At 67.5% G+C, this 24,326-nt stretch carries 26 protein-coding genes; 9 read left to right on the forward strand and 17 right to left on the reverse strand.

Annotated features, from left to right (window positions below):
* Positions 1-43: 43 nt before the first annotated feature.
* From AVKW3434_RS19790 to AVKW3434_RS19825, 8 genes are all read right to left on the reverse strand, one after another.
* Positions 44-739, reverse strand: a complete 696-nt coding sequence (locus AVKW3434_RS19790; protein ID WP_284407177.1) for a hypothetical protein — start codon at positions 737-739, stop codon at positions 44-46.
* A gap of 10 nt (positions 740-749) precedes the next feature.
* A complete protein-coding gene (locus AVKW3434_RS19795) occupies positions 750-971 on the reverse strand; it encodes a hypothetical protein (RefSeq protein ID WP_284407178.1) in 222 nt (73 codons plus the stop codon).
* A 1-nt stretch (position 972) separates the two neighbouring features.
* Positions 973-1,176, reverse strand: coding sequence for a Ras family protein (locus AVKW3434_RS19800; protein ID WP_284407179.1), 204 nt, complete (start codon positions 1,174-1,176; stop codon positions 973-975).
* Positions 1,173-1,514 (reverse strand): hypothetical protein, encoded by a 342-nt coding sequence (locus AVKW3434_RS19805; protein WP_284407180.1) that lies wholly within the window; start codon positions 1,512-1,514, stop codon positions 1,173-1,175. Before AVKW3434_RS19805 ends, AVKW3434_RS19800 begins: the two co-directional genes overlap by 4 nt.
* Positions 1,511-1,888, reverse strand: coding sequence for a hypothetical protein (locus AVKW3434_RS19810; protein ID WP_284407181.1), 378 nt, complete (start codon positions 1,886-1,888; stop codon positions 1,511-1,513). Before AVKW3434_RS19810 ends, AVKW3434_RS19805 begins: the two co-directional genes overlap by 4 nt.
* A 72-nt stretch (positions 1,889-1,960) precedes the next feature.
* Positions 1,961-2,464: a hypothetical protein gene (locus AVKW3434_RS19815; protein WP_272566814.1), complete on the reverse strand. Its 504-nt coding sequence runs from the start codon at positions 2,462-2,464 to the stop codon at positions 1,961-1,963.
* 35 nt (positions 2,465-2,499) lie between these two features.
* Positions 2,500-2,817 carry a R body protein gene (locus tag AVKW3434_RS19820; protein WP_272566815.1) on the reverse strand — a complete coding sequence of 106 codons (318 nt, stop codon included), beginning with the start codon at positions 2,815-2,817 and terminating at the stop codon, positions 2,500-2,502.
* A 122-nt stretch (positions 2,818-2,939) separates the two neighbouring features.
* On the reverse strand, positions 2,940-3,260 hold the full coding sequence (locus tag AVKW3434_RS19825; RefSeq protein WP_272566816.1) for an FAD-binding monooxygenase: 321 nt from the start codon (positions 3,258-3,260) through the stop codon (positions 2,940-2,942).
* 386 nt (positions 3,261-3,646) lie between these two features.
* On the opposite strand from AVKW3434_RS19825, the gene AVKW3434_RS19830 reads away from it, so the two are divergent.
* Positions 3,647-4,399, forward strand: coding sequence for a hypothetical protein (locus tag AVKW3434_RS19830; protein ID WP_284407182.1), 753 nt, complete (start codon positions 3,647-3,649; stop codon positions 4,397-4,399).
* 91 nt (positions 4,400-4,490) lie between these two features.
* Here AVKW3434_RS19830 and AVKW3434_RS19835 read toward each other — a convergent pair whose 3' ends face one another.
* Positions 4,491-5,222, reverse strand: a complete 732-nt coding sequence (locus AVKW3434_RS19835; protein ID WP_284407183.1) for a helix-turn-helix domain-containing protein — start codon at positions 5,220-5,222, stop codon at positions 4,491-4,493.
* Between the two features lie 154 nt (positions 5,223-5,376).
* On the opposite strand from AVKW3434_RS19835, the gene AVKW3434_RS19840 reads away from it, so the two are divergent.
* Positions 5,377-6,348, forward strand: coding sequence for a hypothetical protein (locus tag AVKW3434_RS19840; RefSeq protein ID WP_284407184.1), 972 nt, complete (start codon positions 5,377-5,379; stop codon positions 6,346-6,348).
* A gap of 26 nt (positions 6,349-6,374) precedes the next feature.
* Complete coding sequence (locus AVKW3434_RS19845; protein WP_284407185.1) at positions 6,375-8,318, forward strand: MFS transporter; 1,944 nt, start codon at positions 6,375-6,377, stop codon at positions 8,316-8,318.
* A gap of 46 nt (positions 8,319-8,364) precedes the next feature.
* Here the strand turns inward: AVKW3434_RS19845 and mdeB are convergent, their stop codons facing one another.
* On the reverse strand, positions 8,365-11,061 hold the full coding sequence (gene mdeB, locus AVKW3434_RS19850) for an alpha-ketoglutarate dehydrogenase (protein ID WP_284407186.1): 2,697 nt from the start codon (positions 11,059-11,061) through the stop codon (positions 8,365-8,367).
* A 25-nt stretch (positions 11,062-11,086) separates the two neighbouring features.
* A complete protein-coding gene (locus AVKW3434_RS19855) occupies positions 11,087-12,103 on the reverse strand; it encodes a 1-aminocyclopropane-1-carboxylate deaminase (protein WP_272566827.1) in 1,017 nt (338 codons plus the stop codon).
* 219 nt (positions 12,104-12,322) lie between these two features.
* Here AVKW3434_RS19855 and AVKW3434_RS19860 point away from each other — a divergent pair, with 219 nt between their 5' ends.
* Positions 12,323-12,844 (forward strand): Lrp/AsnC family transcriptional regulator, encoded by a 522-nt coding sequence (locus AVKW3434_RS19860; protein WP_284407187.1) that lies wholly within the window; start codon positions 12,323-12,325, stop codon positions 12,842-12,844.
* 139 nt (positions 12,845-12,983) lie between these two features.
* Here AVKW3434_RS19860 and AVKW3434_RS19865 read toward each other — a convergent pair whose 3' ends face one another.
* Positions 12,984-14,597 (reverse strand): surface layer protein NpdA, encoded by a 1,614-nt coding sequence (locus tag AVKW3434_RS19865; protein WP_284407188.1) that lies wholly within the window; start codon positions 14,595-14,597, stop codon positions 12,984-12,986.
* Between the two features lie 282 nt (positions 14,598-14,879).
* Entirely contained in the window at positions 14,880-16,472 is a 1,593-nt protein-coding gene (locus tag AVKW3434_RS19870; RefSeq protein ID WP_284407189.1) for a surface layer protein NpdA, read from the reverse strand.
* Between the two features lie 217 nt (positions 16,473-16,689).
* On the opposite strand from AVKW3434_RS19870, the gene AVKW3434_RS19875 reads away from it, so the two are divergent.
* From AVKW3434_RS19875 to AVKW3434_RS19890, 4 genes are all read left to right on the forward strand, one after another.
* Positions 16,690-17,217, forward strand: a complete 528-nt coding sequence (locus tag AVKW3434_RS19875) for a YiaA/YiaB family inner membrane protein (RefSeq protein ID WP_284407190.1) — start codon at positions 16,690-16,692, stop codon at positions 17,215-17,217.
* 95 nt (positions 17,218-17,312) lie between these two features.
* Complete coding sequence (locus tag AVKW3434_RS19880) at positions 17,313-17,783, forward strand: hypothetical protein (RefSeq protein ID WP_284407191.1); 471 nt, start codon at positions 17,313-17,315, stop codon at positions 17,781-17,783.
* Between the two features lie 11 nt (positions 17,784-17,794).
* On the forward strand, positions 17,795-18,598 hold the full coding sequence (locus tag AVKW3434_RS19885) for a DUF2145 domain-containing protein (protein WP_284407192.1): 804 nt from the start codon (positions 17,795-17,797) through the stop codon (positions 18,596-18,598).
* 98 nt (positions 18,599-18,696) lie between these two features.
* A complete protein-coding gene (locus AVKW3434_RS19890; protein WP_284407193.1) occupies positions 18,697-19,830 on the forward strand; it encodes a zinc ribbon domain-containing protein in 1,134 nt (377 codons plus the stop codon).
* A 44-nt stretch (positions 19,831-19,874) separates the two neighbouring features.
* Here the strand turns inward: AVKW3434_RS19890 and AVKW3434_RS19895 are convergent, their stop codons facing one another.
* Both AVKW3434_RS19895 and tgt read right to left on the reverse strand, forming a co-directional pair.
* Complete coding sequence (locus AVKW3434_RS19895; protein ID WP_284407194.1) at positions 19,875-20,564, reverse strand: glutathione S-transferase family protein; 690 nt, start codon at positions 20,562-20,564, stop codon at positions 19,875-19,877.
* Between the two features lie 99 nt (positions 20,565-20,663).
* The gene (gene tgt, locus AVKW3434_RS19900) at positions 20,664-21,836 is read right to left on the reverse strand and encodes a tRNA guanosine(34) transglycosylase Tgt (RefSeq protein ID WP_284402457.1); all 1,173 of its coding nucleotides are present in this window, start codon (positions 21,834-21,836) and stop codon (positions 20,664-20,666) included.
* 131 nt (positions 21,837-21,967) lie between these two features.
* Here tgt and AVKW3434_RS19905 point away from each other — a divergent pair, with 131 nt between their 5' ends.
* On the forward strand, positions 21,968-22,453 hold the full coding sequence (locus AVKW3434_RS19905; protein ID WP_272566839.1) for a universal stress protein: 486 nt from the start codon (positions 21,968-21,970) through the stop codon (positions 22,451-22,453).
* Positions 22,454-22,469: 16 nt separating this feature from the next.
* Here the strand turns inward: AVKW3434_RS19905 and AVKW3434_RS19910 are convergent, their stop codons facing one another.
* Both AVKW3434_RS19910 and AVKW3434_RS19915 read right to left on the reverse strand, forming a co-directional pair.
* Positions 22,470-22,856 (reverse strand): hypothetical protein, encoded by a 387-nt coding sequence (locus AVKW3434_RS19910; RefSeq protein WP_272566840.1) that lies wholly within the window; start codon positions 22,854-22,856, stop codon positions 22,470-22,472.
* A gap of 239 nt (positions 22,857-23,095) precedes the next feature.
* Entirely contained in the window at positions 23,096-24,325 is a 1,230-nt protein-coding gene (locus AVKW3434_RS19915) for a phospholipase A (RefSeq protein ID WP_502869130.1), read from the reverse strand.
* Between the last annotated feature and the right edge of the window lies 1 nt (position 24,326).

Here is a 24,326-nt window from a genome sequence, read left to right on the forward strand (position 1 = left end):
TTTCCTGACCCAACGCATGCCGTGGTTCTCCCGGTCGCAGACGTCATTGCACCTCCTTTATCAACCAATAAACCGCCTTGATCGTCTGCAGTGCGATGGTCTGGTTTTCTGCCAACACGTTCTCGAGTGGCAGGACATTCGATACCGACACGCCGGGAACGATGGTGATGGGCACGCCGTTGGTGTCGGTGGACAGCGGCAAGGGTTCTGGCACCAGGATGAAACTGCGCCGCAACAACGACACGGCCATTCCCAGCGCAAGCAATGCCACCACCGCGATCACCGCCACGATCGCCTTGATCGGAGAGATCGGGATCTTCTTGATCAGGCTGGCGATGAACGAAACGGCGATCAGGCAATCGAGGGCCAGCGGTGAATTCAGCACCCTCACCATTTGCGTCTGCACCAGTTCACCGGGCTGCTGCATGAACTCCACCGCATAGGTCTTTCCTCGGACACCGACTGGAACCGCCAGACGGCGCATGGACAAGGTGTTGTCCGTGGCCTCGTAATTCACACGGCTCAGTCCGGGGGACAGTGCCACGGGCGGCGAAAGGTTCAACCAGTCGCCTGCGCTGTCAGGCAATTGGATGTCGCCTGGGTCGGCTTGAACCAGAATGAAATCGCCTGAATAGCCGTCCAGCCCCATGCCGGAGGGATATTGGCGATATGCCTGCGGAAATGCCACCACCACCACCTGTGCCGGCAAAGGCCGCCATGGGGTTTCGCGACGTGGCATGCTGGTGACCCTATTCAGGGCTGCCCGCCACCGTGGTGGCTTCGTAGGCGTTCAGTCCCCGGATGATGGCGCTGGCGCTCAGGGCCAACGATCCGAAGATGAGTGGGGAGGGATCGCTTTCCAGCACCTCGACCATCAGGGTGTAAGAGGCTTCGGCGCTGGGCAGCGCGACGGCATTGAGCGCCGCCACGGCCGACAGGGGAGCGTCCACGATGGCGCCGCTGGCTGCCATGTCACTGCTCCGGCGCTGGCGGCAGTTTGTACAGTTGGCGAATGTAGTCCAGCACCTTGTTGTTCTCCTCGGTGATGACCCGCATCTGTTCATCGGCGTTGCCCTCGACCCCCAGCATCGCGATGTTGGTGGCCACCTTCGTCATGGAGTCGGCGATGCTTTCGACGACCTGGCCCAGTTGTGCCAGCGATTGGGGTTGGTTCATTGCTCAGTGCCTTTGTCTTTGTGTTTCTTCGGAAGGACCGGCGTGAGGGCGGGGTCCGATTCCCAATCGTTTTTTTCAGCCGTTCGCATGACGACGGTGGAGTTGACATAGCCGATGCATTGCGAAAACGGCTGAGGGCCGAAAGCCACATCGTGGTCGTCGGTGATGGTGGTCGATGCCAGAACGGACAGCACCCCTGTCAGGCTGCTTCGGACCACGTAGTAGTTGCCGCCCTGCAATGCCGCATCGAATCCGCTTTTCAGCCGGCTCTGGATTTGCTCCATGAGCAGGGTGTTGTGCAGCTCCATCGGCGTCGGCTCTCGCGTGGCCTGGTTCATGGGATGGCCGTTCGCACAGGGGCGGTGGTCTGCCGCATCGAGAAGGCGCCAAGGGCGCTCTTCAGGCCGGCAAGGGTCTGCGCCAATTCGTTGTTGGTGAGTGCCGTCACCAACGACCGGGCGGTGCAAGGCCCCGGCGCCTGGATGCGTGCTACGGCCGAGGCCACGATCGTGTGGCGAAGGCGGTTCATGGCATCCTGGCGCGCCACCTGGGCTTTGGCGCTCAGGTCGCCATTGCCGACCTGGTTGGCGTACGCCAGGTTCGACAGTGCCGAAGGCTGCTGCGCGGTCACCCATCCCGACAGAGCGACCGCCGACACGGCGGGGTGCCGAGGCGTGTCGTCGCCCACGCTGTTGATTTCGATGGTTCCCATATTCCCTCCGTTGAAAAGGGGTGGAGCGGCCCGCAGGCAGCCCCACCTTTGTCATCGAGCTTGTCGACGCATTCAGCCGTTCGCCTTGACCTTCACGGTGAAGTAGTTGGGCTGGAGATCGATGAGGATCTCCTCCTTGGCCACTTTTCCGGGGACAAGGATGGTGATACCCGGTGGAACGACCAACTGCCCGGCCGGGTCCACGCGAAGGCCCCTGTCCATCAGCGCCCGGAGCGTTGCTCGGCCAGCCGCACCGCTTCCGCCCGAAGGCGCCGCGAAGGCGTTCACCGCCGCCTTCAGATCGGCGATCGATTGCGCCAACTCGTTGTTGGTCAGAACATCCACCGCAGACCGGGCCTCCATGGGTCCGATGGTGCTGATGGTGTTCGTGGCCTTCGCCACCAGCGGAATACCCAGTTCGCCGATCGCCTGCTGGTTTGCCACGGCGTTCTGCTGTCCCAGGTTGTTGGTCGTGACCACATTCGCGTACGCGAGGTTGGACAGCATCGCCGGCTGCTCTGAAATGGCTTTCAGATTGCCGACGGCGACCGCACTCGTGACTTGTGCATCAATCATGTTTTGTCCTCCGTGTCAGCGCTGAGAGGCCGGGATCAACGACCGCTGAAAGCCTGCAGCGTGGCCTTCATGTCGGCGATGGTCTGCGCCAGTTCGTCGTTGGTCAGGACATCGACGGCCGAGCGGGCCTCCAGCGGACCGATGTTGCTCACCGTGTTGGATGCCTTGGCAACGATGGAGATGCCCAGTTCGTTCATGGCCTGCTGATTGGCCACCGCGTTCTGCTGGGACAGATTGGTATTGGCCACGGTATTGGAATAGGCCAGGTTGGACAGCATCGCGGGCTGTTCCGAGATGGCTTTCAGGTTGCCGATCGCGACAGCGCTCACTACTTCTTCGGGCAAAGTTGCCATGGTGTTTCTCCTTGAGATGGATTGCAGGTTGATAAAAAAGCGGGTTACCTACCGCACCCCGGAATTGGGAGGATGGTTCATTGCATTTGCAAGAAATGCAATGAATGGCATTCTTGAATGAATTATTGGCCCGATGCGTTGCCGGCTGCTTTTTCTTGAATGACCTTCATGAATTCCTGAATGTCTTTGAGTATTCTTTCCATGGAAGGCTCGCCTTGTTTGCCATCGCTTTTCTCGATCATGGTGACGCATTTTGCGGCGGCGGCCATCTGCACTTGATTCATGGCCTGCTGCTGGCTCAAGGCGATTTGCTGTTGCATATTCTGGTTGAATATTTGCTGTGCTAGCGCGAGATTCGCCAAAATGGCAGGCTGCTCGCCAATGGACTTTGCATTGGATATGGCAATTGCCTGAATGACATCGGCGGGGAGTGAGTCGGCCATTTATCTCTCCATAGCTGGCGGGGTTCCGTTTGCCAAATTTGGTTGGTGTGGCGCTATATTAATTCCGGCAAAGAAAAAGTGAAGTATCGATACGGTAACTCCTGGCGGCTGTTACCGTAACAGTATTCCTTTTGAGGGCGCGCAGTTTTTTTCAGATCTATTCAGAACGGCTCAGCCCGAAAAACACGTTGAGGGGTGAATATGTCGGCCGCGCGTGGCAGCGCATTAAACGGGTATTGAAAAGCCGGCGATGGCGGCAACCAATGGTTTTCAAGTTATTGGAGTCGCGCCGGTCGCCTGATTGAAGTGCCAGCGTTTTTTGGGGCTTTTGGGAGGGCCACGCGTGGATGCACCATTAACCGATGAGGTACTCAGTGAGGCGTAAGATGAATGAGATCGAAGAAAATCAAATCAGGGAGGCGTGCGACGCAATATTGGAGAGCGATGCGTTTGCAAAGGCGCATCGGATGAAGCGGCTTTTCCGTTTTCTCGTGGAGCAGGCGGTCGCCGGAGAAAATCGCAATACCAACGAGCACACCATCGGGATCGAGGTTTTCGACCGCGAAGCTTCTGCCTACATGCCGGGTGAAGACCCGATCGTCAGGGTTCAGATCGGGCGACTGCGCCAAAGGCTGGACGCCTACTACGCGGCCCACAGGCCGCAGGGAGGAATCGAGATCCGCATTCCGGTGGGTAGCTACATGCCGGTGATCCACCGCCCTGCATCCCCTCCCGAAGACCCGGTGCATCCCAACCGTCTCATGGTGCAGCCGGTCCAATGCATTGCGGAGCGTGTTGACGGGCATGCTTTCGCCCGCGGGCTCTATGAGGAACTGGTGAACCAGCTCTTTCGTGCTTTTGGAGACGTGTTGGTGGCGCCCGCGTCATCGGCCGGGCCGAATGCCGGTGACCCTGGAGGGACCAGCCAGCGCGGCAGGTCGCACCATTGCGTCGAAAGCAGCCTGCGCATCGACACCGAGCGCATCCGTGCGTCCATACGGCTGGTGGATTCTTCTCTCAAACGGATCACCTGGGCTCGGCATTTCGACTGCTCGGTCCACTTCGGGATTCAACAGCAGGAGGAACTCGCGACGTCCATTTGCAGCGCTCTCAAGCCTGTTTTTTCATCCTTGAAGTGACCCGCGGCATCACTGCCTGTCTTGGCCGCCAGGCTTCGCGAGAGCTCGAAATGGCCGCTCTCGGACCACGTGGCAGGGCGCGGAATGCGATTTACCTTCGCATGCTGGTGAACACGTCGAACTCCCAGCTGCGCAGCGCCAGCAGGACGGTGTAGCCCTCGCGTTCGCGCTCGGGCATGCGCTGGTCGGCCAGGTGCTGCTGCGCGAAATCGTGCGCTACGCGCTGCATGCGCTCCCAGAAGGCCGGCGCCAGGCTGCGGCTGATCGCACCGTGCACCAGCAGCACGCCTTCGCCCGGGCCGTCGAAGCTGCCGGCGAAGTAGTCGAGCAGCGCATGGTCGCGAAAGTAGTGCATCACCGGGCCGTGGGGGCGCCAGCGAAAGGTCTTGGCGAGCTTGAGGCGGTAGCGGTTCAGGGGGCGCAATTCGATGATGCCGATGCGGTCGAGCTGCGCGAGGTACTTCACGCCCTCGGCCTCGCTCAGGCGGTAGGTGGTCACGATCTGCTCCAGCGTCCACTGGCTCAGCACGCAGATCGCCATGAGCATCAGCTTCTTGTCGGCCACCACGGCCGTTTCCTGCGCCTGGCTCAGCTCCTTGAGCAACGGCTGGCTGTCGGCCACGCGCCGCGCCAGGTCGGCGAAATCGAGCGCCAGCGCCCGGCAGATCGCATCGATGCGCGACAGCGGCATGTCGCCCTTGGCCAGCATGCGCTTGACGCTGGACTCGGCCATCCCCAGCGCCTGGGCCAGGTCCGCATAGGTCATCTGCGCGGATTTGAGTTCCTTCTTGAGGGCGGTAACGAGGTCGGCGGTGGTGCTCATGGGTATCGATTATGGATACCCGGCGTGGCTGGCGATGGGCCTGGGCGCGTTTCGTGCGCCTTGGCGTGGCAAGTGCGTAGAGACTGCGTTCCATTGCCCGTCCCTTCCCCGTCCCGTCCCCCGTTCCATCCCGCTGCCTTCCGGAGTTTCGTCCATGCCGTTGTCCGCTCGTTCTTTTTCCCGTGCCTTCCTCTCGCGTCCGGCCCCGGCCGAATGGGCCTTGTATGGCGCCCTGGCGGTGCTGGCCGCCGTGGGCGCCTGGGGCCCGCAGGTGGCGGCGGACCCGCACCAGCATGCCTTTGCCGATCAGCGCACGCTGTGGGGCATCGCGCATGCCATGGACGTGCTCACCAACCTGCCGTTCGCCCTCATGGGGCTGCTGGGCGTGCGGCGCCTGGTGCAATGGGTGCGCAGCGGCAAGGCTGGCGGGCGCGGCGAGGGGGCGGCGCAGGCGGCCGGCACCGGCCGCACCACCACGGCGGTGATGTCGGCGATCTTCTTCTCGGGCCTGCTGCTCACGGCCGGCGCCTCGGCGCTGTACCACGCGGTGCCGCACGACATCACGCTGCTCTGGGACCGCATGGGCATGCTGGTGGCCTTCACCGGGCTGCTGGGTCTGGCGGTCGATGGGCGCATGGGTGCGCGGCCCGCCTGGGTGCTGGCCTGTGTGGTGCCGCTGGCGGGCGCGTGGTCGCTGCGGGCCTGGGGCATGGCGGGGCAGGTGCTGCCCTGGGGCGTGCTGCAAGGCGGGGGCATGCTGCTGGTCGCGGCGCTGGCGATGGTGCCGGCGCGGTCCGGCCGGCCGCCCCTGTCGCTGGTTGCCGTGATCGGCTGGTATGCCCTGGCCAAGCTGCTGGAGTTGGGCGACCACGCGGTGTTCGGCTGGACGGGCGGCTGGGTGTCGGGCCACAGTCTCAAGCACGTGGCGGCGGCCCTGGCCGCATGGCCGGTGATCGCAGCGCTGGCACCGCACCGCGCCCCACTGCCGGGCGCCTACTGGGCCCAGTGCGTGCGGGCGGTGCCCTGGCGCCGCCCGGCGGCGGCCGCAACGGGCCTGCGCCGGGGCACAATCGCCGCCAGCGCGGACGAGGGGGCCCAGCCTGGCGCCGCGGCGCAACGCGTCTGAAGAACCATTCCACACAGGAGCACGGCATGAGCCAAGAACAGGCCCGCATGGCCGACCACCCCCGCGCGGCCGAGCCGTCGCACCCCAACCAGTTCGCCCTGCTGCGCCAGCGCCGCTTCGCACCCTTCTTCTGGACGCAGTTCGCCGGCGCGGCGAACGACAACCTGTTCAAGTTCGCCTTCACGGTGATGGTGACCTACCAGCTCAGCGTGTCGTGGATGCCGCCGTCCATGGCTGGCCTCGTGATCGGCGCGCTGTTCATCCTGCCCTTCCTGCTGTTTTCGGCCACATCGGGGCAGCTGACGGACAAGTTCGACAAGACCCGCATGATCCGCTTCGTGAAGAACCTGGAGATCGCCATCATGCTGGTGGCGGCCTGGGGGTTCCTCGCCTCCAGCGCCGCCGTGCTGCTGGCCTGCACCTTCCTCATGGGGCTGCATTCCACGCTGTTCGGGCCGGTCAAGTTCGCGTACATGCCCCAGGTGCTGGATGAGCGCGAGCTGACGGGCGGCAACGGCATGGTGGAGATGGGCACTTTCGTCGCCATCCTGCTGGGCCAGGTGGCGGGCGGGCTGCTGGTGGCGGTGCCGGACATCGGCCATGCCTGGGTGGCGGCGGCCTGCGTGCTGCTGGCCTTGGCCGGGCGCGCGGTGGCGCAGTTCATTCCGAGCGTGCCGGCCACCGACCCGGGCCTGTCGATCAACTGGAACCCGGTGACCGAGACCTGGCGCAACCTGAAGCTCGCGCACGCGAGCCCCGTGGTGTTCCGCTCGCTGCTGGGCATCAGCTGGATGTGGTTCTTCGGCGCGGTGTTCCTCTCACAGTTTCCGAGCTTTGCGAAGGAGGTGCTGCACGGCGATGCGCACGTGGCCTCGCTGCTGCTGGTGGTGTTCTCGGTGGGCATCGGCGTGGGTTCGCTGCTGTGCGAGGTGCTGAGCCGCCGGCACGTGGAAATCGGCCTGGTGCCGCTGGGCGCCATCGGCATGAGCGTATTCGCCATCGACCTGTACTTCGCCTCCCGCTCCCTGCCGCCCGCGCCCGAGATGGGGCTGGGCGCCTTCGTGGGGCAGGCCGCGCACTGGCGCGTGATGGCCGACCTGGCGCTGCTGAGCCTGTTCGCCGGCCTGTACAGCGTGCCCATGTATGCCCTGATCCAGATGCGCAGCCAGCCCACGCACCGGGCGCGCATCATCGCGGCCAACAACATCCTGAACGCGCTGTTCATGATCGGCAGCTCGCTGATCGCCGGGGCGCTGCTGGGCGCGGGCTTTTCTGTGCCGCAGATCTTCCTGTTCACGGGCATCGCCAACGCCATCGTGGCGTTCTACATCTTCCTGCTGGTGCCCGAGTACCTGCTGCGTTTCGTGGCGTGGGTGGCCTCGCGCTTCGTCTACCGCTTCAGGATCCGGGGCGACGAGCACCTGCCCACCCAGGGCGCGGCCATTCTGGTGTGCAACCACGTGAGCTTCGTGGACGCGGTGCTGCTCATGGCCGCCAGCCCGCGCCCGATCTACTTCGTGATGGACCACCGCATCTTCCGCGTGCCGGTGCTCGGCTGGCTGTTCCGCTTGGCCAAGGCCATTCCCATCGCCCCGCAAAAGGACGATCCGGCGGTCTATGCCGCGGCGTTCGAGCGCGCCGCGCAGGTGCTGCGGGAAGGGGATTTGCTGGCCATCTTTCCCGAGGGTGGCATCACGCGCGATGGGCAGCTGCAGCCGTTCAAGGGCGGCATCATGAAGATTCTCGAACGCGCCCGCGAAGAAGGCGTGGTGCCCCCGGTGATCCCGATGGCGCTGACCAACCTGTGGGGCTCGTATTTCAGCCGCATCGAGCGCGGCACCGCGATGGCGCGGCCCTTCCGGCGCGGCCTGTTCAACCGGGTGGGCCTGAACGTCGGGCCGGCCGTGCCGGCCACGCTGGTGCAGCCCGATCTGCTGCGCGAACGGGTGGCGGGCCTGCTGGCCGACTGAAGGCTGGGATTGCGCAGACCCCGCCGCGAAGGCGGGGCGCGCCGCCTCAGGTGACGGCGAGCGAGGCCAGGCCCTGCAGCCGCCGCTGCTCGGCCGACGCCTCGTCGGTGTCGTCCTCCTCGCGGGCGCGCAGGCTGGCCTGCACGATGGCATCGGCATCCACCGCGAAATGCGCCCGCAGGGCGGCGCGCGAGTCGCTGCGGCCGAAGCCGTCGGTGCCCAGCGTCACATAGCGCCGGCCCGGAGGCACGAAGGCGCGCACCATCTCGGGCAATGCCACCACGTAGTCGCTCGCGGCGACGATGGGCCCGGACGTGGGCGCCAGTTGCTGCTCGAACCAGCTGCCCACCGCATCGCGCTCGCCCTGGCGCCAGGCGCGCTCGCAGGCCTGCCCCTCGCGCGCCAGTTCCACGTAGCTCGTCACGCTCCACACATCGGCCGCCACGCCGTGCTGCTGCTCCAGCCGGTCGGCGGCCTTGAGCACCTCGCCCAGGATGGCGCCGCTGCCGAAGAGCTGCACGCGGTGCGCCAGTGCCGGCGCGCCCTGCCGCAGCCGGTACATGCCGCGCACCACGCCGTCGTGCGCGTCGGCCGGCAGGCTGGGGTTGGCCACGTTCTCGTTGGTGACGGTGATGTAGAAGAATTCGTCGATCTGCGCCTCGACCATGCGGCGCATGCCGTGGTCCACGATCACGGCCAGCTCGCCCGCGAAGGCCGGGTCGTAGGCACGGCAGTTCGGAATGGTGGAGGCCATCAGGTGGCTGCTGCCGTCCTGGTGCTGCAGCCCCTCGCCGCCCAGCGTGGTGCGGCCCGAGGTGGCGCCGATGAGAAAGCCGCGCGCCCGCTGGTCGGCCGCGGCCCAGATCAGGTCGCCCACGCGCTGAAAGCCGAACATGCTGTAGAAAATATAGAACGGCAGCATCGACAGCCCGTGCGTCGAATAGCTCGTGGCCGCCGCCGTCCACGAGGCCAGCGCGCCGGCCTCGGTGATGCCTTCTTCCAGGATCTGGCCGGATTTTTCTTCCCGGTACACCAGCATCGAGGCGTTGTCCTCGGGCTGGTAGAGCTGGCCGAACGGCGCATAGATGCCGACCTGGCGGAACAGCCCCGCCATGCCGAAGGTGCGGGCCTCGTCGGCCACGATGGGCACCACGCGCGGCCCCAGCGCCTCGTCTTTCAGCAGGTTGCCCATCAGGCGCACGAAGGCCATGGTGGTGCTCATGGCCTTGCCGTCGGCCTCCAGCGCAAAGCCACCGGTGACCGGCAGCGGCGGCACGGCCACTTCGGGCGCACGGGCGCGGCGTGCGGGCAGGTAGCCGCCCAGCGCCTGGCGGCGGTCATGCAGGTAGCGCATCTCGGCGCTGTCGTCGGCGGGCTTGCAGAAGGCGGCGGTGCGGGCCTCTTCGTCGGTCAGCGGCAGGTGGAAGCGGTCGCGGTAGGCCAGCAGTTCGTCGGCGCCCAGCTTCTTGTGCTGGTGCGAGGTCATGCGGCCCTGGCCCACGCTGCCCATGCCGTAGCCCTTCATGGTCTTGGCCAGCACCACGGTGGGCTGGCCGGTGTGGCCAGCCGCGCGCGCGAAGGCGGCATGCACCTTGGCCGGGTCGTGCCCGCCGCGGCGCAGGCGGTCGATGTCGTCGTCCGACAGATGGGCCACCAGGGCCTGCAGCTCGGGGCTCTTGCCGAAGAAGTGGCGGCGGTTGAAGGCGCCGTCGTTCGCGCTCAGGGTCTGGAACTCGCCGTCCACCGTCTGCGCGAAGGCCCGGGCCAGCGCGTGGCCATGGTCGCGCGCCAGCAGCGCGTCCCATTCGGAACCCCACAGGCATTTCACGACGTTCCAGCCGGCGCCGGTGAAAAGCGATTCCAGCTCGTCCACGATGCGGCCGTTGCCGCGCACCGGGCCGTCCAGGCGCTGCAGGTTGCAGTTGATGACGAAGATGCAGTTGTCCAGCCCCTCGCGCGCGGCGAGGGTGAGCGCAGCGATGGATTCGGGCTCGTCCATCTCGCCGTCGCCGAAGAAGCCCCAGACCTTGCGGCCCGCCGTGTCGCACAGGCCCCGGTCGGCCAGGTAGCGCATGAAGCGCGCCTGGTAGATCGCCTTGATCGGGCCGATGCCCATCGAGCCGGTGGGAAACTGCCAGAAATCCGGCATCAGGTAGGGATGGGGGTAGGAGGTCAGGCCCTGGATGCCCTTGGCCTCGGCGGCCAGTTCCTGACGGTAGTGGCGCAGGGAGTCTTCGCTCAGCCGGCCTTCCAGGTAGGCGCGCGCATAGACGCCGGGCGCGGAATGCGGCTGAAAATACACCAGGTCGCCGCCGTGCTGCTCGGTGTGCGCATGGAAGAAATGGTGGAAGCCCACCTCGAACAGGTCCGCCGCCGAGGCGTAGCTGGCGATGTGGCCGCCCAGTTCGCCCTGCGCGGCATTGGCCCGCACCACCATGGCCAGCGCGTTCCACCGCACGATGGCCGACAGCCGCTGCTCGATCTGCGGGTCGCCCGGGTAGGGCGGCTGTTCCTCCACCCGCACGGTGTTGAGGTACGAGGTGATGCCGGCCGGGCTCCATTGCAGCCCGCGCTGGCGCGCATGGGCCAGCAACGCGTCGAGCAGCGCCGCGGCCCGCTCGCGCCCCTGGCGGGGCTCCCAGGCGGCCAGAAGGCCGTCGAGCGCATCGCACCATTCCTGGACTTCCCCGGGATCGAGCGTATCGGGCAAGGGGGTGGCGCCGGGCCAGCCGAGTCGTGTCATGGTGCTGCGTTCTCCTGGGGAGTGATCAACCGTTGCGGAAAAGGAAACTGTAGGCGTTCAGGGCGGGCACGCCGCCCAGGTGGGCATACAGCACCTTGGAGCCTGCCGGAAATTCGCCGTTGCGCACCATCTCGATCATGCCGTGCATCGACTTGCCTTCATAGACCGGGTCGGTCAGCATGGCCTCCTGGCGCGCGCACAGGCGGATCGCCTCCAGCGTGCCCTCGCTGGGCAGGCCGTATTCGGGGCCGCCGTAGCGCGTGTCCAGCACGATGTCGGCTTCGGTGATGTCACGGCCCAGTTCCACCAGTTGGGCGGTGTTCTGCGCGATGCGCAGGATCTGCGCACGGGTCTGCTCCGGCTTGGCCGATGCATCGATGCCGATCACCTTGTCCGCCCTGCCATCGGCCGCGAAGCCCACCACCATGCCGGCCTGCGTGCTGCCCGTGACCGAGCACACGACGATGTAGTCGAACTGAAAACCCAGTTCCTTTTCCTGCTGGCGCACTTCTTCGGCGAAGCCGACGAAGCCCAGGCCGCCCTTGGGATGCTCGGAGCAGCCTGCGGGAATGGGAAACGGCTTGCCGCCGGCCTGGCGTACGTCTTCCATGGCCTGCTCCCAGCTCGGGCGGATGCCGATGTCGAAGCCCGCGGCGTCCAGCCGCACGTCGGCGCCCATGATGCGGCTCATCTCGATGTTGCCCACGCGGTCGTACACCGCGTCGGAGTAGTTCACCCAGTTCTCCTGCACGAGCACGCACTTCATCCCCAGGTGGGCGGCCACGGCGGCCACCTGGCGCGTCTGGTTGGACTGGATGCCGCCGATGGACACCAGCGTGTCGTAGCCGCCTTCGATCGCCTCGGGAATGAGGTATTCGAGCTTGCGCGTCTTGTTGCCGCCGAAGGCCAGGCCCGAGTTGCAGTCCTCGCGCTTGGCGTACAGATCGACCTTGCCGCCCAGGTGGGCGGACAGGCGCGGCAGCGGCTGGATGGGCGTGGGGCCGAAGGTCAGCGAATGGCGGGGGAATTTCTGCAAGTTCATGGGAAGCATCCTGGCAAAGGGAAGGGCATGGGAGCGGGATGGCGGCGCCGCGGTGGGCTGCTGCCGCCACGCGGTGGCAGGAGCAACCGCCCAACGCGGTCCGTTGCCTGGAATGGTAGGAAAATGCGGGCGCAACAGGGTTGCGAAAATGGATCGTGAATCGGCTTTAAAAAAGAGGGATCAGGCTATTTGGCCCGATTGGATTGCAGGAAATCATTCATGTGCGCAACAAAATTAAGAAAGCCGGCGACACCGGCGGCCGCCGTCGATCTCACCGGCGAACTGGACCGCACCGACAGGGCGATCCTTCGGTCTCTGCAGCGCGATGCCTCGGTCTCCAACGTGGCCCTGGCGGCCAAGGTCCACCTGAGCGCCCCGGCCTGCCTGCGGCGCGTGGAGCGCCTCAAGCGCCTGGGGCTGATCGACGGGGTGGTGGCGCTGCTCAATCCGCGCGCCGTGGGCGCGGGCATGCTGGTGATGATCGGCGTGGTGCTGGACCGCTCCACGCCCGACTCGTTCGCCGAGTTCGAGAAGGCCGCCGCCAAGATCTCGGGCTGCATGGAATGCCACGTGGTGACGGGCGAGTTCGACTATTTCCTGCTGGTGCGCACCAAGGACAGCGAAAGCTTCAACCGCCTGCACGCGGAACAATTGCTCTACCTGCCGGGCGTGCGGCAGGTGCGCTCGTTCATGGTGATTCGCAACGTGCTCTCGACGACGCAGCTGCCCATGGCAATCTGAGTCGGGGCCGGCCGGTCGGCCCGAGTGGGGGCTGCGCCGCATGGATCGGCCCCTTGACCGGGCGCAGCGACCATCGGGGCACCTGCCCCCCTGACTGCCGCCGCAGCGGCGGTCAGGGGGGATCTGCCCGCGGGCGGTCTCAGGGCGCCTTCACAACGTGCGGAAAGGTCAGCCCGTAGTTGGCCGCCACGCCTGGAGCGGCACTGGGGTTGCTCAGCTTGGTGAACGAGGTGCCGATGAGGGGAATGCCCCGCGCGTCCGGCATGCGGAAGATGGCCCAGCCGTTGGAGAACGTGCCTTGCAATGCCTTGCGGGCCACGGAGGAGGAAACGGCCGACCGGCTGTCGGAGAACGACAGCACCGACAGCGCGCCACAGCTTTCCGGTTGCGAAGCCGAATCCGCCACCACGCTTTCCGGCGTGAGGCTGCCGTCGCGCGAGCCCAGCCGGAAGCTCCAGCTGCCGCCCTGGCTGCAGATGCCGTCTCGGACCTGGGTGTTCAGTGCATGGAAGTATTGCTCGCCGCCGCCAAGCGGGGGCACGACGGAATAGACGCGCTGGTTGGAAGGGTCCGTCTGGCTGTAGTCCTTGGCCACGCTGTACCGCTTGGTCGGGGTCGCCACGACCCAGTCGGTGCGCGCGGAGATGGACTCGTCGAGCACGTACTGGTTCTTGAACTCGCGCACGGCCAGCAGCCGGGAGAGGTCGCCTGCCGTCGTGCGGGCGCTTGCCGCGGTGGCTGGCAGATAGATGGGCGTCGAGAGATCGGGCAGGTCGTTGTAGCGGGCCAGAATCACGGCGGACGCGGTGGGGAAGGAGGTGTTGCCTTGCAGGTCCTTGTTGCGGGTCGCCAAGCCGGCGGACACCAGCAAGGGGTCGGCCGTGTAGCGCTCTGGCTGCATGACCGCCGTGTCGGTGGGCGGGAACAGCATGTAGTTGCCACGCGCGGGCAACCCGGTGTTGTTGACGGCCTGGATGGCCGTCGCTGCGCCGGAGAACGTGGTGGAGCCGGGCACGTCGATGATGTACCACGTGGCGCTGAGCTGTCCGCTCGGGGTGGCCAGGCCGCGGCTGGCGGCGACGACCTCGCTGCTGGTGTCCTGCAGCACCGCTGCATTCAGCACGGATTCGGTGCAGGGGGCGACTTCCTTCACCTGCTGGATCGCCACGGACAGGGGCGACTTGCTCGCCCCATCCGTGCCATAGATAGCCGCCTGCGGCACGTCGGCCATCACGATCGCCTCGATGGCGCCTTCGCGGGTATTGGCCGCCATCACCTCGGGCGTCCATGCCGGGTCGAGCCGGCCCGTGGAGAACGGCTGCGCCACGCCCTGGGCGAGGTGCGGCATCGTGCAGGTTCGGTCGCCCGTGGTGAGTTGCGCCAGTCCGTCGGCGCCGGCCGTCACGGCGCCGGTCCACACATCGCCGGGCGACAGCAGCACGTGCACGCTCAGCAGGCTGTCGCCGTTGGTGGCACCGCGAAAGCGCACTTTCACCACCTTGCCGTTGTCAAGGTCGGTGTTCACCAGGTGCAGCACGGTCATCTGGCCGTTCTGTGCCGTGAAATAGGGCACCAGCAGCGCATGGCCGGCCTGGCCTTCGGCCACCTTGAAACTGACGGCATCGGTCCCGCCCAGCTGCGTGCTGGAAGGCGTGGCGCCGGTACCGGCGATCACGCCTGCGTGTGCTGCGCCGGCCATGGCCAGCGTGCCGAGCAGGGCGCTGACCGCCCCGGAAATGGTTTTGACTTTCACGGTTTCTCCTGTGATTGGGATGGCAGGTGGGAACGTCTTCGCCATCGCCCGTGGGCCGCAAAGGCAGCCTGTCACGCGATGGGGTCGGCACGGTGGTGGGGCGGGGCCAAAGGCCCGCCTGGGCGGCCGCTGCATGCAGCAGGCCACCCGCAAATCGAAACCACCGCGCTGAGGATGGGAGCCATGCCGTGCGATGGTGCCCGGCGGCTCCGGCAAGGATCGTGAACCCGTTCCGAGCGCCGGGCCCATGACGGCCTCAATCGGCCGCCGCCCTGCGTGCGCTCAGGGCGCTTTATACATGTGCGGCATCGTCAGGCCGTAATTGCCCGCGACGCCAGGTGTGGCATTGGGGTTGGTGAGCTTGAGCAGTGCGGCGCCGATGATGGGTCGGCCATCCGACGCATTGGTGGCGATGCTGGCCCAGCCGGACACGAAGGCGTCCGAGCGGGGCTGCGCGGTGATTGAGGCAGAGACGCCGGAGCGGCCCGCCTCCTGGAAGCCCAGCGTGGCCACCGTGCCGCAGGCCACCACGGGGCTGAGGGCGAGCTTGGTGCTGGTCTGGCGGTCGAAATAGGTCAGGTTCCACTGGCTGCACACGCTCTCGGGGCTGGTCTTGACCTGTGTGTCGTCGCCCGAGAAATACTGGCTGCCGAGGTCCGAGGGCGGCACCACCGAATACACGCGGGCGACCGCTGGGGGCTGGCTGTAGTCGTAGGCCACGCTGTAGCGCTTGGTGGGCATGGACAGCACCCAATCCGTTCGGGCGGAAATGGAGGGGTCGGTGGCGTACTGGTTCATCACTTCGGTGGCCGCCAGTTGCGCCGACAGGTCCCCCGCCGTCCTGCGCGCGTTGCGTTCGCCGGCCGGCAGGTAGTAGGGCGTGGACAGGTCGGGCAGGTCGTAGTAGCGCGCCTGGATGACGGCCGCATTGGTGGGCTCGCTGGTTTCGCCGTCGATGTTCTTCACGCGGGTGGCGAAGCCGGCCGAGACCAGCAGTGGGTCGGCGGTGTAGCGCTCGGGCGCGGTGACGGTCTGCGCGGTGGGCGGAAACAGCACGTAGTTGCCCCGTGCATTGCGGCCCGCGTTGTTGACGGCGCGGATCGCGGTGGCGGCCCCCGAGAAGGTGGTGGAGTTGGGCACGTCGATGATGTACCAGGTGCCCGCCACGCCGCCGGTGGGCGTGGCCAGGCCCCGGGAAGCGGCCGTGGCCTCGGCGCTGGTGTCCTCCAGCAGCGCCGCGTTCAGCGCCGCATCGGTGCAGGGGGCCGAACCGTTCACCGGGCGGATGGCCGTGAAGAGGGCGGAGCGCTCCTGCTGGCCCGCGCCGTATAAGGCGGCGGCGGGAATGTCGGCCGCCACGATCGCCTCGATGGCGCCCTCGCGGGTGTGGTTGGCCTGCACGTCGGCGGTCCACAGGGGGTTGAGCCGTTCGGTCACGAAGGCTTGCGCCACGCCGGGCGCGAGCCGGGGCGAGGTGCAGGTGCCATCGGCGGTGGTGAGCTGCGCGATGCCGTTGGCACCGGCCGTCACCGCGCCGGTCCAGACGTCGCCTGGGGCCAGCAGCACGGTCATGTGCAGCAGGCCATCGCCGTTGTTGGCGCCGCGAAAGCGAAGCTTCACGGCCTTGCCGTTGTTCAAGTCGGTGTTGACCAGGTGCAGCACCGTCATCTGCCCGTTCTGCGCCGTGAAGTAAGGCACCACGAGGCTGTGGCCGGGGCCGCTTTCGGCGATGGCATAGGTGGTGGCATCGGTGGTGCCCATCACGCTGCTGGAGGGCGTGCCCCCCGTGCCGGCGATGACGCCGGCCAGGGCGCTGGAGGCGAAGCCGGCGCTGCACAGCAGGGCGCACGCGGCCGCGATCTTCTGGATAGGCATGCGGAGTCCTTCGGAGGGAGAGCCAATGATGGCGGCAGATTACCGCAATCCGCGCGGCTGTGGCACTCGCCGAGGGACTGGGGAAGCAGGGAAAGTATCGCCACGCGATACCTGGCAGCCGAAAGCCTGCCACCCGTGCATTCCAGGGCGGGCCGGGGTGGGCGGCCTGCGCATGATCCGCCCCATGTTCCACCACGGGCCGCAAGCCCTTCTCTCCATGTCACACCCCTTCGCTCCTTCGCCCCTGATCCAGCGCGATACGCCCGCCTGGCGCCTGCAGGTCTGGGTCTCGTTCGGCATCGCCGTGTTCTGCTGTGCGGTGGGGCTGGCGTGGCTGCCAGGGGTGGCCATGGAGCGGGCCTTTATGGTGATGGGTTACGTCTTTTGCCTCTCGGCCGTGTTCATGCTGGCGAAGTTCGTGCGGGACAACCAGACGCGCCACGGTGCGGACACGCCGATGTTCAAGCTGGTCGTCTGGGGCGCGTTCGCGGTGGCCGTGGGCCTCACGGGCTGGGGCCTGTGGAGCATGGACATCAACCCCACCTACCAGGCCTTTTTGGGCGTGAGCTGGCTCTACCTGATCACTACCGCCTTCACGCTGGCCAAGATGCTGCGCGACCGCCACGAGGCGGACCTGGCGGACGCCCGCTGGCAGGGCCGCCGCGAGGCCTCCATGCCAGCCGGCGGCACCCCTTCCGCACCGGCCGCCGCCCCGGACAAGGCGGGCAAGGCGGCGGCGGAGTGACCCCGGGGGCCGGAGCGGGCGCGGTGCCCGCTTTCCCGGCCGTCCCTTGCGCGCACGGCGGCCCCGCTGTCGCGCCCTTTTTCTGGAGAAAGACCATGCGCATCGAGACTCTGATCCCCCGTTTTTCCTGGACCCGCCGGGCCGCGGGCTTCGGCCTGGCCTTTGCGCTGGCGGCAGGCGCCGTGCATGCGCAGAGCGAGGTGTCCGTCGGCCTGTCGCTGCTGCCCGTGGCCTCGGTCGTGGGCACCGCTTCGGTGGCGTCCACGGCCGCCGGGGCGGTGGCGGCCGTTCCCGTCGCGTTGTCGGTGGGTGGCGCGATCCTCACCGTGAAGGCCGTGGAGGCGTCGGCCAACGGCACCGTGTATGTGCTGGAGCGGGCGTCCGATGGTGCGCAGGTGAGCGTGGAGGTGGCCGGCCGCGCGGCCTCCGGCACGGTCCATGCCGTGGGGTCGGCGGTGGCCTGCAGCGTGATCGGCACCGGCGTCGTCCTGTCGGTGGCGGGCGAGGCGCTGGCCTTCGTGCCCAATGCCCTGGGCCGTGCACTGCTCTACAACGAGCGGCTGTGAGGGGGCGGACCATGCGCAGACGGGCCCTGGCCGCCCTGGCGGCGGTTGCTCTCGCCGGAACCGGCGCCGCGCACGCGGGCCGATCTTGCGAGGCGCGCAAGCCGACCCCGCAGCTCATCGAGCGCGGCATGGATCTGGCCGCCCGCACGGCCCGGGCCCTGGACGCGGAGCACGCCCGCTCGGGCACCCAGGTGGTGGTCCTGGCGCGTGCGGGGCAGGACCTGTCCCGTTACGGGCTGCGCTACTCGCACCTGGGCTGGGCCTACCGCACGCCGCAGGGGCCCTGGCGCGTGGTGCACAAGCTCAACGAGTGCGGCACCGCGGTGGGCGTGGTGTACCGGCAGGGGCTGGGCGAGTTCTTTCTCGACGACCTGTGGCGCTACGAGGCCGTGTGGGCCGTGCCCACGCCCGAGGTGCAGCAGCGGATGATGGCGGTGCTCGCCGACCGCACGCGCGCCACGGCCATGCACCAGCGGCCCTACAGCATGGTGAGCTACGCCTGGGGCACGAAGTACCAGCAGTCGAACCAGTGGGCGCTGGAGACGCTGGCCGCGGCCATGGAGCCCGGCACCGTGCTCCGGCGCGATCAGGCGCAGGCCTGGCTGCGCTACAAGGGGTATGAGCCGACCGTGCTCAAGGTCGGCGCGCTCACGCGGCTGGGTGGGCGGGTGACGGCGGCGAACGTGGCGTTCGACGACCACCCGGACAGCGAGCGTTTTGCCAACCGCATCGCCACGGTGACCGTGGACTCCGCCCTGGCGTGGCTGCAGCGCGCGCAACTGGCATCGGCCCCGGTGGCGCTGCCGCCGCCGTGACGCCAACGCGGGTTTATAGTCAAAAGCCGCTGATGCCGGGATATTGATTGTCTGTGTTGCTATCAAATTAATAGTATTTCAATGCCGAGGAGCTGGTCATGAGCAAATCCCTTCGCCTGTCGGAAAAATGGTTCCGCCGGGGCCTGTGGCTGGTGTCGCTGGTGTTCGCCAGCTTCCTGATCGGGCTGGGCGGCACCGTCGTGGACGACCTGCCCAAGGTCGAGGCCACCCTGCAGCTTGACGATTTCCTGGACCGCCCTGCCGCGGAGACGCTGCGCGCCCAGGTGCGCAACGCGCAGCAGGCCGAGGAGAGCGCGGAGACGGCGCTCGACCAGGCCCGCCTGCAGCGCGCCAAGTCGCGCAGCGAGACCGCGGCGGAGCGCGAGACCTTCAACAACTGGCTGGCCACGCGCAGCGCCACGCAGCAGTCCGAGCACAACCCCGAGGTGGTGCAGCGCACGCAGGCGCTGGACCGGCTCCAGCTGCGCGAGCGCCAGACCCAACAGGCGGTCGAAGCGCAGCAGCAGGCCGCGCTCGATGCGCGCCAGGCAGCCACGGCCGCGCAGCAACGCCTGGCCGCGCTGGAAAAGGATGGCTACGAGCGCATGGCCGTGCAGCAGCGCAAGGTGCAGCTGCGCGTGTTCCTGTACCGGCTGGCGCTCACGCTGCCGCTGCTGGTGGTGGCCGGCTGGCTCTTCGTGAAGAAGCGCAAGGGCACCTACTGGCCGTTCGTGTGGGGCTTCATCTTCTTCGCGCTGTTCGCGTTCTTCGTGGAGCTGGTGCCCTACCTGCCCAGCTACGGCGGCTATGTGCGCTACGTGGTCGGCATCGTCGTGACCGCGCTGGTCGGGCGGTACGCCATCGTGGCGCTCAACCGCTACCTGGAGCGCCAGAAGCGGGCCGAGGCGCTGCCCGACCAGGAGCGCCGCAAGGAACTGAGCTACGACGTCGCCCTGGCGCGCCTGGCCAAGGGCGTGTGCCCGGGGTGCGAGCGGCCGGTGGACCTGAAGGACCCCACCATCGACTTCTGCCCCCACTGCGGCATCGGGCTGTTCGACCACTGCGGCGCGTGCAACACCCGCAAGAGCGCTTTCGCCCGGTTCTGCCATGCCTGCGGCGCAGGCGCGGGCCGGGGGCTGCTGCCCGGCAGCGACTCGGACGCCAGTGCGGCGGTGGTGCCGCACGCCGCCGGGCCATTGGCCGGTGGCCCGGCCCCGGCGGGACCGCTTTAGGGGATCTGCTTGAAAGGGCGCTGGTATGCAGGGGGCGTGGCGCCTCAGCCGCCCATCACCACCGGGCCGCCCTTGGCCAGCGCCCGCTGGTAGGCCGGGCGGGCCCGCATGCGGGCCTGGTAGGCCTTCAGGTGCGTGTGCCGGTCGGCGTTCTGCACGCGGCTCATGGCCGCCTCGACCGGAAAGCTCATCTGGAAATCGGCCATGGTGAGGTCGGCTCCGGCAAACCAGGCGTTGCGCGACAGGTGGTCGTCGATGAAGGCCAGGGCCGTGGCAAGGTTGGGGTCCACCAGCTTTTGCTCCGCCTTGCCGCACACGGCCCGCGCGATGGGCCGCACGAAGAACGGCATGGGCTGCCTGGGCAGCGTCTGAAAGACCAGCTTCATCACCAGCCAGTTCATCAGCGAGCCTTCGGCGTAGTGCATCCAGAAGCGGCACTGGCGGCGTTCGGGCGTGCCGCGCGCGGGCTCCAGGTGCGCGAGCTCGCCCTGCGCCTGCGCGCCGTAGCGGTCCACCAGGGTTTCGATGATGGCGCCCGATTCGGCGATGACGTCGTCGCCTTCGGTGATGACCGGCGACTTGCCGAGCGGATGGATCTTGCGCAACTCCGGCGGCGCCAGGCGGGTGCGCGGGTCGCGCTGGTAGGTCCGGAGTTCGTAGGGCACGCCCAGTTCTTCCAGGAGCCACAGGACGCGCTGCGAGCGCGAGGTTTCGAGGTGGTGGACGGTCAGCATGGCGCCATCGTAGCGGGCGCGCGCCGGGCCGGATACCACCGCCGTCCCGCAGCGGACATCGCCCGGGGCCTGGGGCGTCAGGGCGCCGGGGCTTCGGGGTTACACGCCCCGCGCGCGATCGGCCGCGAACTGGCGGCGGAATTCGCCGAAGCGGCCCGCATCCAGCGATTCGCGCACCTCGCGCATCAGGTTCAGGTAGTAGTGCAGGTTGTGGATGGTGGTGAGCATCGGGCCCAGCATTTCGCCGCAGCGGTCCAGGTGGTGCAGGTACGCGCGGCTGAAGCCGCCGCGCCCGCCCTGGTCCCAGGCCACGCCCTCGGCGCCCGCACAGGCATGGCAGGTGCAGGTGGTGTCGAGCGGCTGGTGGTCGGCCTTGTGGCGCGCATTGCGCAGCTTCAGGTCGCCATAACGCGTGAAGATCGTGCCGTTGCGCGCATTGCGCGTGGGCATCACGCAGTCGAACATGTCCACGCCCTGCGCCACGCCTTCCACCAGGTCCTCGGGCGTGCCCACGCCCATGAGGTAGCGCGGCTTGTGCGCCGGCAGGCGGTGCGGCGTGTGCGCCATGATGCGCAGCATCTCGTCCTTGGGCTCGCCCACCGAAACGCCGCCCACGGCGTAGCCGGGGAAATCCATCTCCACCAGCCGGTCGAGCGATTCGGCCCGCAGGTTCTCGAACATGCCGCCCTGCACGATGCCGAACAGTGCGTTGGGGTTGTTCAGGCGGTGGAATTCGTCTTGGCTGCGCTGCGCCCAGCGCAGGCTCATTTCCATCGAGGTGCGCGCCTCGCGCTCGGTGGTCAGGTGGCCCTTGGTTTCGTACGGGGTGCACTCGTCCAGCTGCATCACGATGTCGGAATTGAGCGTGGTCTGGATCTGCATGCTCACCTCGGGCGACATAAAGAGCTTGTCGCCGTTCACGGGCGAGGCGAAGTGCACGCCTTCCTCGGTGATCTTGCGCATGGCGCCCAGGCTCCATACCTGGAAGCCGCCGGAGTCGGTGAGGATGGGCTTGTCCCACTTCTCGAACGCGTGCAGGCCGCCGAAGCCCTGCATCACGTCCAGCCCCGGGCGCATCCACAGGTGGAACGTGTTGCCCAGGATGATCTGCGCGCCCATGTCGTGCAGGCTCTGCGGCATCACGCCCTTGACGGTGCCGTAGGTGCCCACGGGCATGAAGATGGGGGTCTGCACCACGCCGTGGTTCAGGGTGAGGGTGCCGCGTCGCGCGTGGCTTTCGGGGTCGGTGGTCAGGAGGTCGAACTGCAGCATGGCGCGCATTGTCCCAGACGCCCACAGGGTCGGGGGCGCGGCGGGGCGCCGGTACACTGGACCGCACTGCCTGCCGGGCGAGCGGAGCGCATCGCCGGCAGGCCCCTCAGACTCCCGGAAAGGACACGGACATGCTCAAGATCCTCATCGCCGTCGATGGCTCGGACCTCTCCCTGGATGCGGTGCACCACACCCTGGCCCTGCTGCGGCAGGGGCTGCGCGCCAGCGTCGTGCTGGCCCATGTGCAGGAGCCCGCCACGCTCTACGAAATGGTGGTGTCGCGCGACCCGGACCTCATCGCGGCGGCCAGCCTGGAAGCCGGCCTGCACCTGATGGCCCCGGCCCGTGCGATCTTCGAGGCCGCGGGCGTGGAGCACGAAACCGATGTGGGCGTGGGCGACGTGGCGAACACGCTGGTGGACATCGCCGAGCGCCACGGCTGCGGCATGCTGGTGATCGGCGCCCGCGGGCAGGGCGCGATCAGCAGCGCGTTGCTGGGGTCGGTGTCGCAGGCGCTGGTGCATGCGAGCCATGTGCCCGTGACCATCGTCAAGCACGCGGACGTGCTGGAAACCGTGGATGTGAATGCCGAGGGCGGGCAGGAAACCCTGGCCTGATCCTTTTCAGCAACTCTCAGGCGGCCTTGCGGAAAGGCTCGCTCGGGCGCTGCAGCTTGCCGTGAGGCAGGCTCGCCAGGCGCTTGAACATGCGCCGGCAGTAGCCGTTGATCCACAGGCACTTGTTGAGCTCGTCCACCGGCAGCGGGCCGGAGACGACGACGATGTCGTTGGCCACATCCAGCGCACCGGCCGCGCGCAGGCGGCGGCGCGTGTTGCTGGCCCAGGACTGGATGCGCGACGGCGTGCCGTGCTGGTGGACTTCGCCCGTGTGCGCATCGAAGGCAATGGCGACGGTATCGGTCTTCAGCTTGAAACGGCGCTCGCCCGTGACGGCACTGGGCGCCTCGCGCATGTCGTACAGGTAGTAACTTCCAGCCTTGAGCTGATATTGCATGTCCATGGTTTCGTCCTCCGAGGGGCATTGTCCCGGGGGCTTGGACCAGCAATGGTGGAGAAAGCGGCATGAAAACGCCTCTTTTTCCAGGGAGTGGTGCGCGGGGCCTGCCGGACTGCGATGTGCGTGCCATTGTGTCGGCGCGTGTGCGCCGATTCAAGGCAGCAGTCCTGTCAAAGGGTAACGGGATGTGATGCGGCCGACCCCTTGCCGCGCAGGCGGGGGCCGGCCGTGCGTTCAGGCGCTCAGAAATCGACCAGGCTCAGGCCGACGCTGAACACCGTGCGCTTGCGGTTGTAGTCGATCATGCTGTCGCCATAGCCGCTGAACAGGGCAGTGTGCAGGCGCAGGTTGCTCTTGCTGCCGCCCAGGCCCTTGCCCAGGTTCTGCAGCCATTCGATGCGTGCCGAGCCGCGCGGCGTGGAGGCCAGCGAATGGCGGACGGTCACGCCCACGGTGTTGTCGCGGTCGTAGTTCCAGTTCACCTGCAGCTCGCCCCGGCCGATGTAGTCGCTGATGCCCGGGTTGTCGTCGCTGTCGGCGCTTTCGCTCAGGCGCTTCCACAGGCGCGCGTTCACGCTCCAGCGGTTGTCCAGTTCCATGCCGGTCATCAGGTACACGCGGTTCCAGCTGCGCGACAGCGGCAGGCTCTGGCCGTTGGACTGGTGCACCAGCCCGATGCCGCTGTAGCGCCAGCGCCAGCCGAAGGGCAGCTTGGCGTCGGTGGGGTACACGTACATCACTTCCGGCTCGTGGTCGGTGGCGCGGAAGGGGCGCGAGATGTCGGGGCTGAACAGCTGCCAGTACGACTGCTGCGTGTAGCCCACCCACACCGAGTCCTTCAGCGTGGGGTGGCCCTGCGTGAGCAGGCCCTGGGCGATCTTGGTGCGCACCGACAGCTGGATGCGGTTCTCGGTGGTCCGGTAGTCCACGGCCGAGGTGGCGTTGTGGTCCGGCACGGGCGAGGTGGGCTGGCGATTGACGTTGCTGCCCTTGACCACCGAAATGCTGATCGGCCGATAGCCCCGGAAGCGGAAGGTGCCGCAATCGCTGCCCGACTCCAATTCCCAAAAGCGCGACAGCGTGCTGTACTGCTCGTCGCGGCAGCCTTCCACCTGGGCCACGTCGATGAGGCGGGTGGCCGGCAGCGTCGTGTCCACGGGGGTGGGCGGTGCGGTGCTGGCCGTGGTGTTGCCGGTGGACGCGCTGGCCGATGCCGCAGGCGCTTTCCAGGCCTGCTGGCCCGCCCACTGGTCGAAGCAGGCCAGGCGGGCGGTGCTGTCGCCGGCCATGGCGGTGCAACGGCGCCAGGCGTCGCCGGCGGCCTCCGTCTGGGCAGGCGCCTGCGCCAGCGCAGCGCCCGCGGGGGCGCACAGGGCCAGGGCCAGGGTGCCCAGGCGCCGCGGTGTCATGGCCGCCCGGACTGCTTGCGCAGCACGGACGGGGCGGTGGTGTGATGTGGTGCGTTGTTCCATG

The sequence above is a fragment of the Acidovorax sp. SUPP3434 genome (assembly GCF_030159015.1).
GTDB lineage: Bacteria > Pseudomonadota > Gammaproteobacteria > Burkholderiales > Burkholderiaceae_C > Paracidovorax.

Coding starts and splice junctions, on each gene's coding strand:
- AVKW3434_RS19790 (WP_284407177.1), bottom strand. CDS start 739: ATGCCACGTCGCGAAACCCCATGGCGGCCTTTGCCGGCACAGGTGGTG.
- AVKW3434_RS19795 (WP_284407178.1), bottom strand. CDS start 971: ATGGCAGCCAGCGGCGCCATCGTGGACGCTCCCCTGTCGGCCGTGGCG.
- AVKW3434_RS19800 (WP_284407179.1), bottom strand. CDS start 1,176: ATGAACCAACCCCAATCGCTGGCACAACTGGGCCAGGTCGTCGAAAGC.
- AVKW3434_RS19805 (WP_284407180.1), bottom strand. CDS start 1,514: ATGAACCAGGCCACGCGAGAGCCGACGCCGATGGAGCTGCACAACACC.
- AVKW3434_RS19810 (WP_284407181.1), bottom strand. CDS start 1,888: ATGGGAACCATCGAAATCAACAGCGTGGGCGACGACACGCCTCGGCAC.
- AVKW3434_RS19815 (WP_272566814.1), bottom strand. CDS start 2,464: ATGATTGATGCACAAGTCACGAGTGCGGTCGCCGTCGGCAATCTGAAA.
- AVKW3434_RS19820 (WP_272566815.1), bottom strand. CDS start 2,817: ATGGCAACTTTGCCCGAAGAAGTAGTGAGCGCTGTCGCGATCGGCAAC.
- AVKW3434_RS19825 (WP_272566816.1), bottom strand. CDS start 3,260: ATGGCCGACTCACTCCCCGCCGATGTCATTCAGGCAATTGCCATATCC.
- AVKW3434_RS19830 (WP_284407182.1), top strand. CDS start 3,647: ATGAATGAGATCGAAGAAAATCAAATCAGGGAGGCGTGCGACGCAATA.
- AVKW3434_RS19835 (WP_284407183.1), bottom strand. CDS start 5,222: ATGAGCACCACCGCCGACCTCGTTACCGCCCTCAAGAAGGAACTCAAA.
- AVKW3434_RS19840 (WP_284407184.1), top strand. CDS start 5,377: ATGCCGTTGTCCGCTCGTTCTTTTTCCCGTGCCTTCCTCTCGCGTCCG.
- AVKW3434_RS19845 (WP_284407185.1), top strand. CDS start 6,375: ATGAGCCAAGAACAGGCCCGCATGGCCGACCACCCCCGCGCGGCCGAG.
- mdeB (WP_284407186.1), bottom strand. CDS start 11,061: ATGACACGACTCGGCTGGCCCGGCGCCACCCCCTTGCCCGATACGCTC.
- AVKW3434_RS19855 (WP_272566827.1), bottom strand. CDS start 12,103: ATGAACTTGCAGAAATTCCCCCGCCATTCGCTGACCTTCGGCCCCACG.
- AVKW3434_RS19860 (WP_284407187.1), top strand. CDS start 12,323: ATGTGCGCAACAAAATTAAGAAAGCCGGCGACACCGGCGGCCGCCGTC.
- AVKW3434_RS19870 (WP_284407189.1), bottom strand. CDS start 16,472: ATGCCTATCCAGAAGATCGCGGCCGCGTGCGCCCTGCTGTGCAGCGCC.
- AVKW3434_RS19875 (WP_284407190.1), top strand. CDS start 16,690: ATGTCACACCCCTTCGCTCCTTCGCCCCTGATCCAGCGCGATACGCCC.
- AVKW3434_RS19880 (WP_284407191.1), top strand. CDS start 17,313: ATGCGCATCGAGACTCTGATCCCCCGTTTTTCCTGGACCCGCCGGGCC.
- AVKW3434_RS19885 (WP_284407192.1), top strand. CDS start 17,795: ATGCGCAGACGGGCCCTGGCCGCCCTGGCGGCGGTTGCTCTCGCCGGA.
- AVKW3434_RS19890 (WP_284407193.1), top strand. CDS start 18,697: ATGAGCAAATCCCTTCGCCTGTCGGAAAAATGGTTCCGCCGGGGCCTG.
- AVKW3434_RS19895 (WP_284407194.1), bottom strand. CDS start 20,564: ATGCTGACCGTCCACCACCTCGAAACCTCGCGCTCGCAGCGCGTCCTG.
- tgt (WP_284402457.1), bottom strand. CDS start 21,836: ATGCTGCAGTTCGACCTCCTGACCACCGACCCCGAAAGCCACGCGCGA.
- AVKW3434_RS19905 (WP_272566839.1), top strand. CDS start 21,968: ATGCTCAAGATCCTCATCGCCGTCGATGGCTCGGACCTCTCCCTGGAT.
- AVKW3434_RS19910 (WP_272566840.1), bottom strand. CDS start 22,856: ATGGACATGCAATATCAGCTCAAGGCTGGAAGTTACTACCTGTACGAC.
- AVKW3434_RS19915 (WP_502869130.1), bottom strand. CDS start 24,325: ATGGAACAACGCACCACATCACACCACCGCCCCGTCCGTGCTGCGCAA.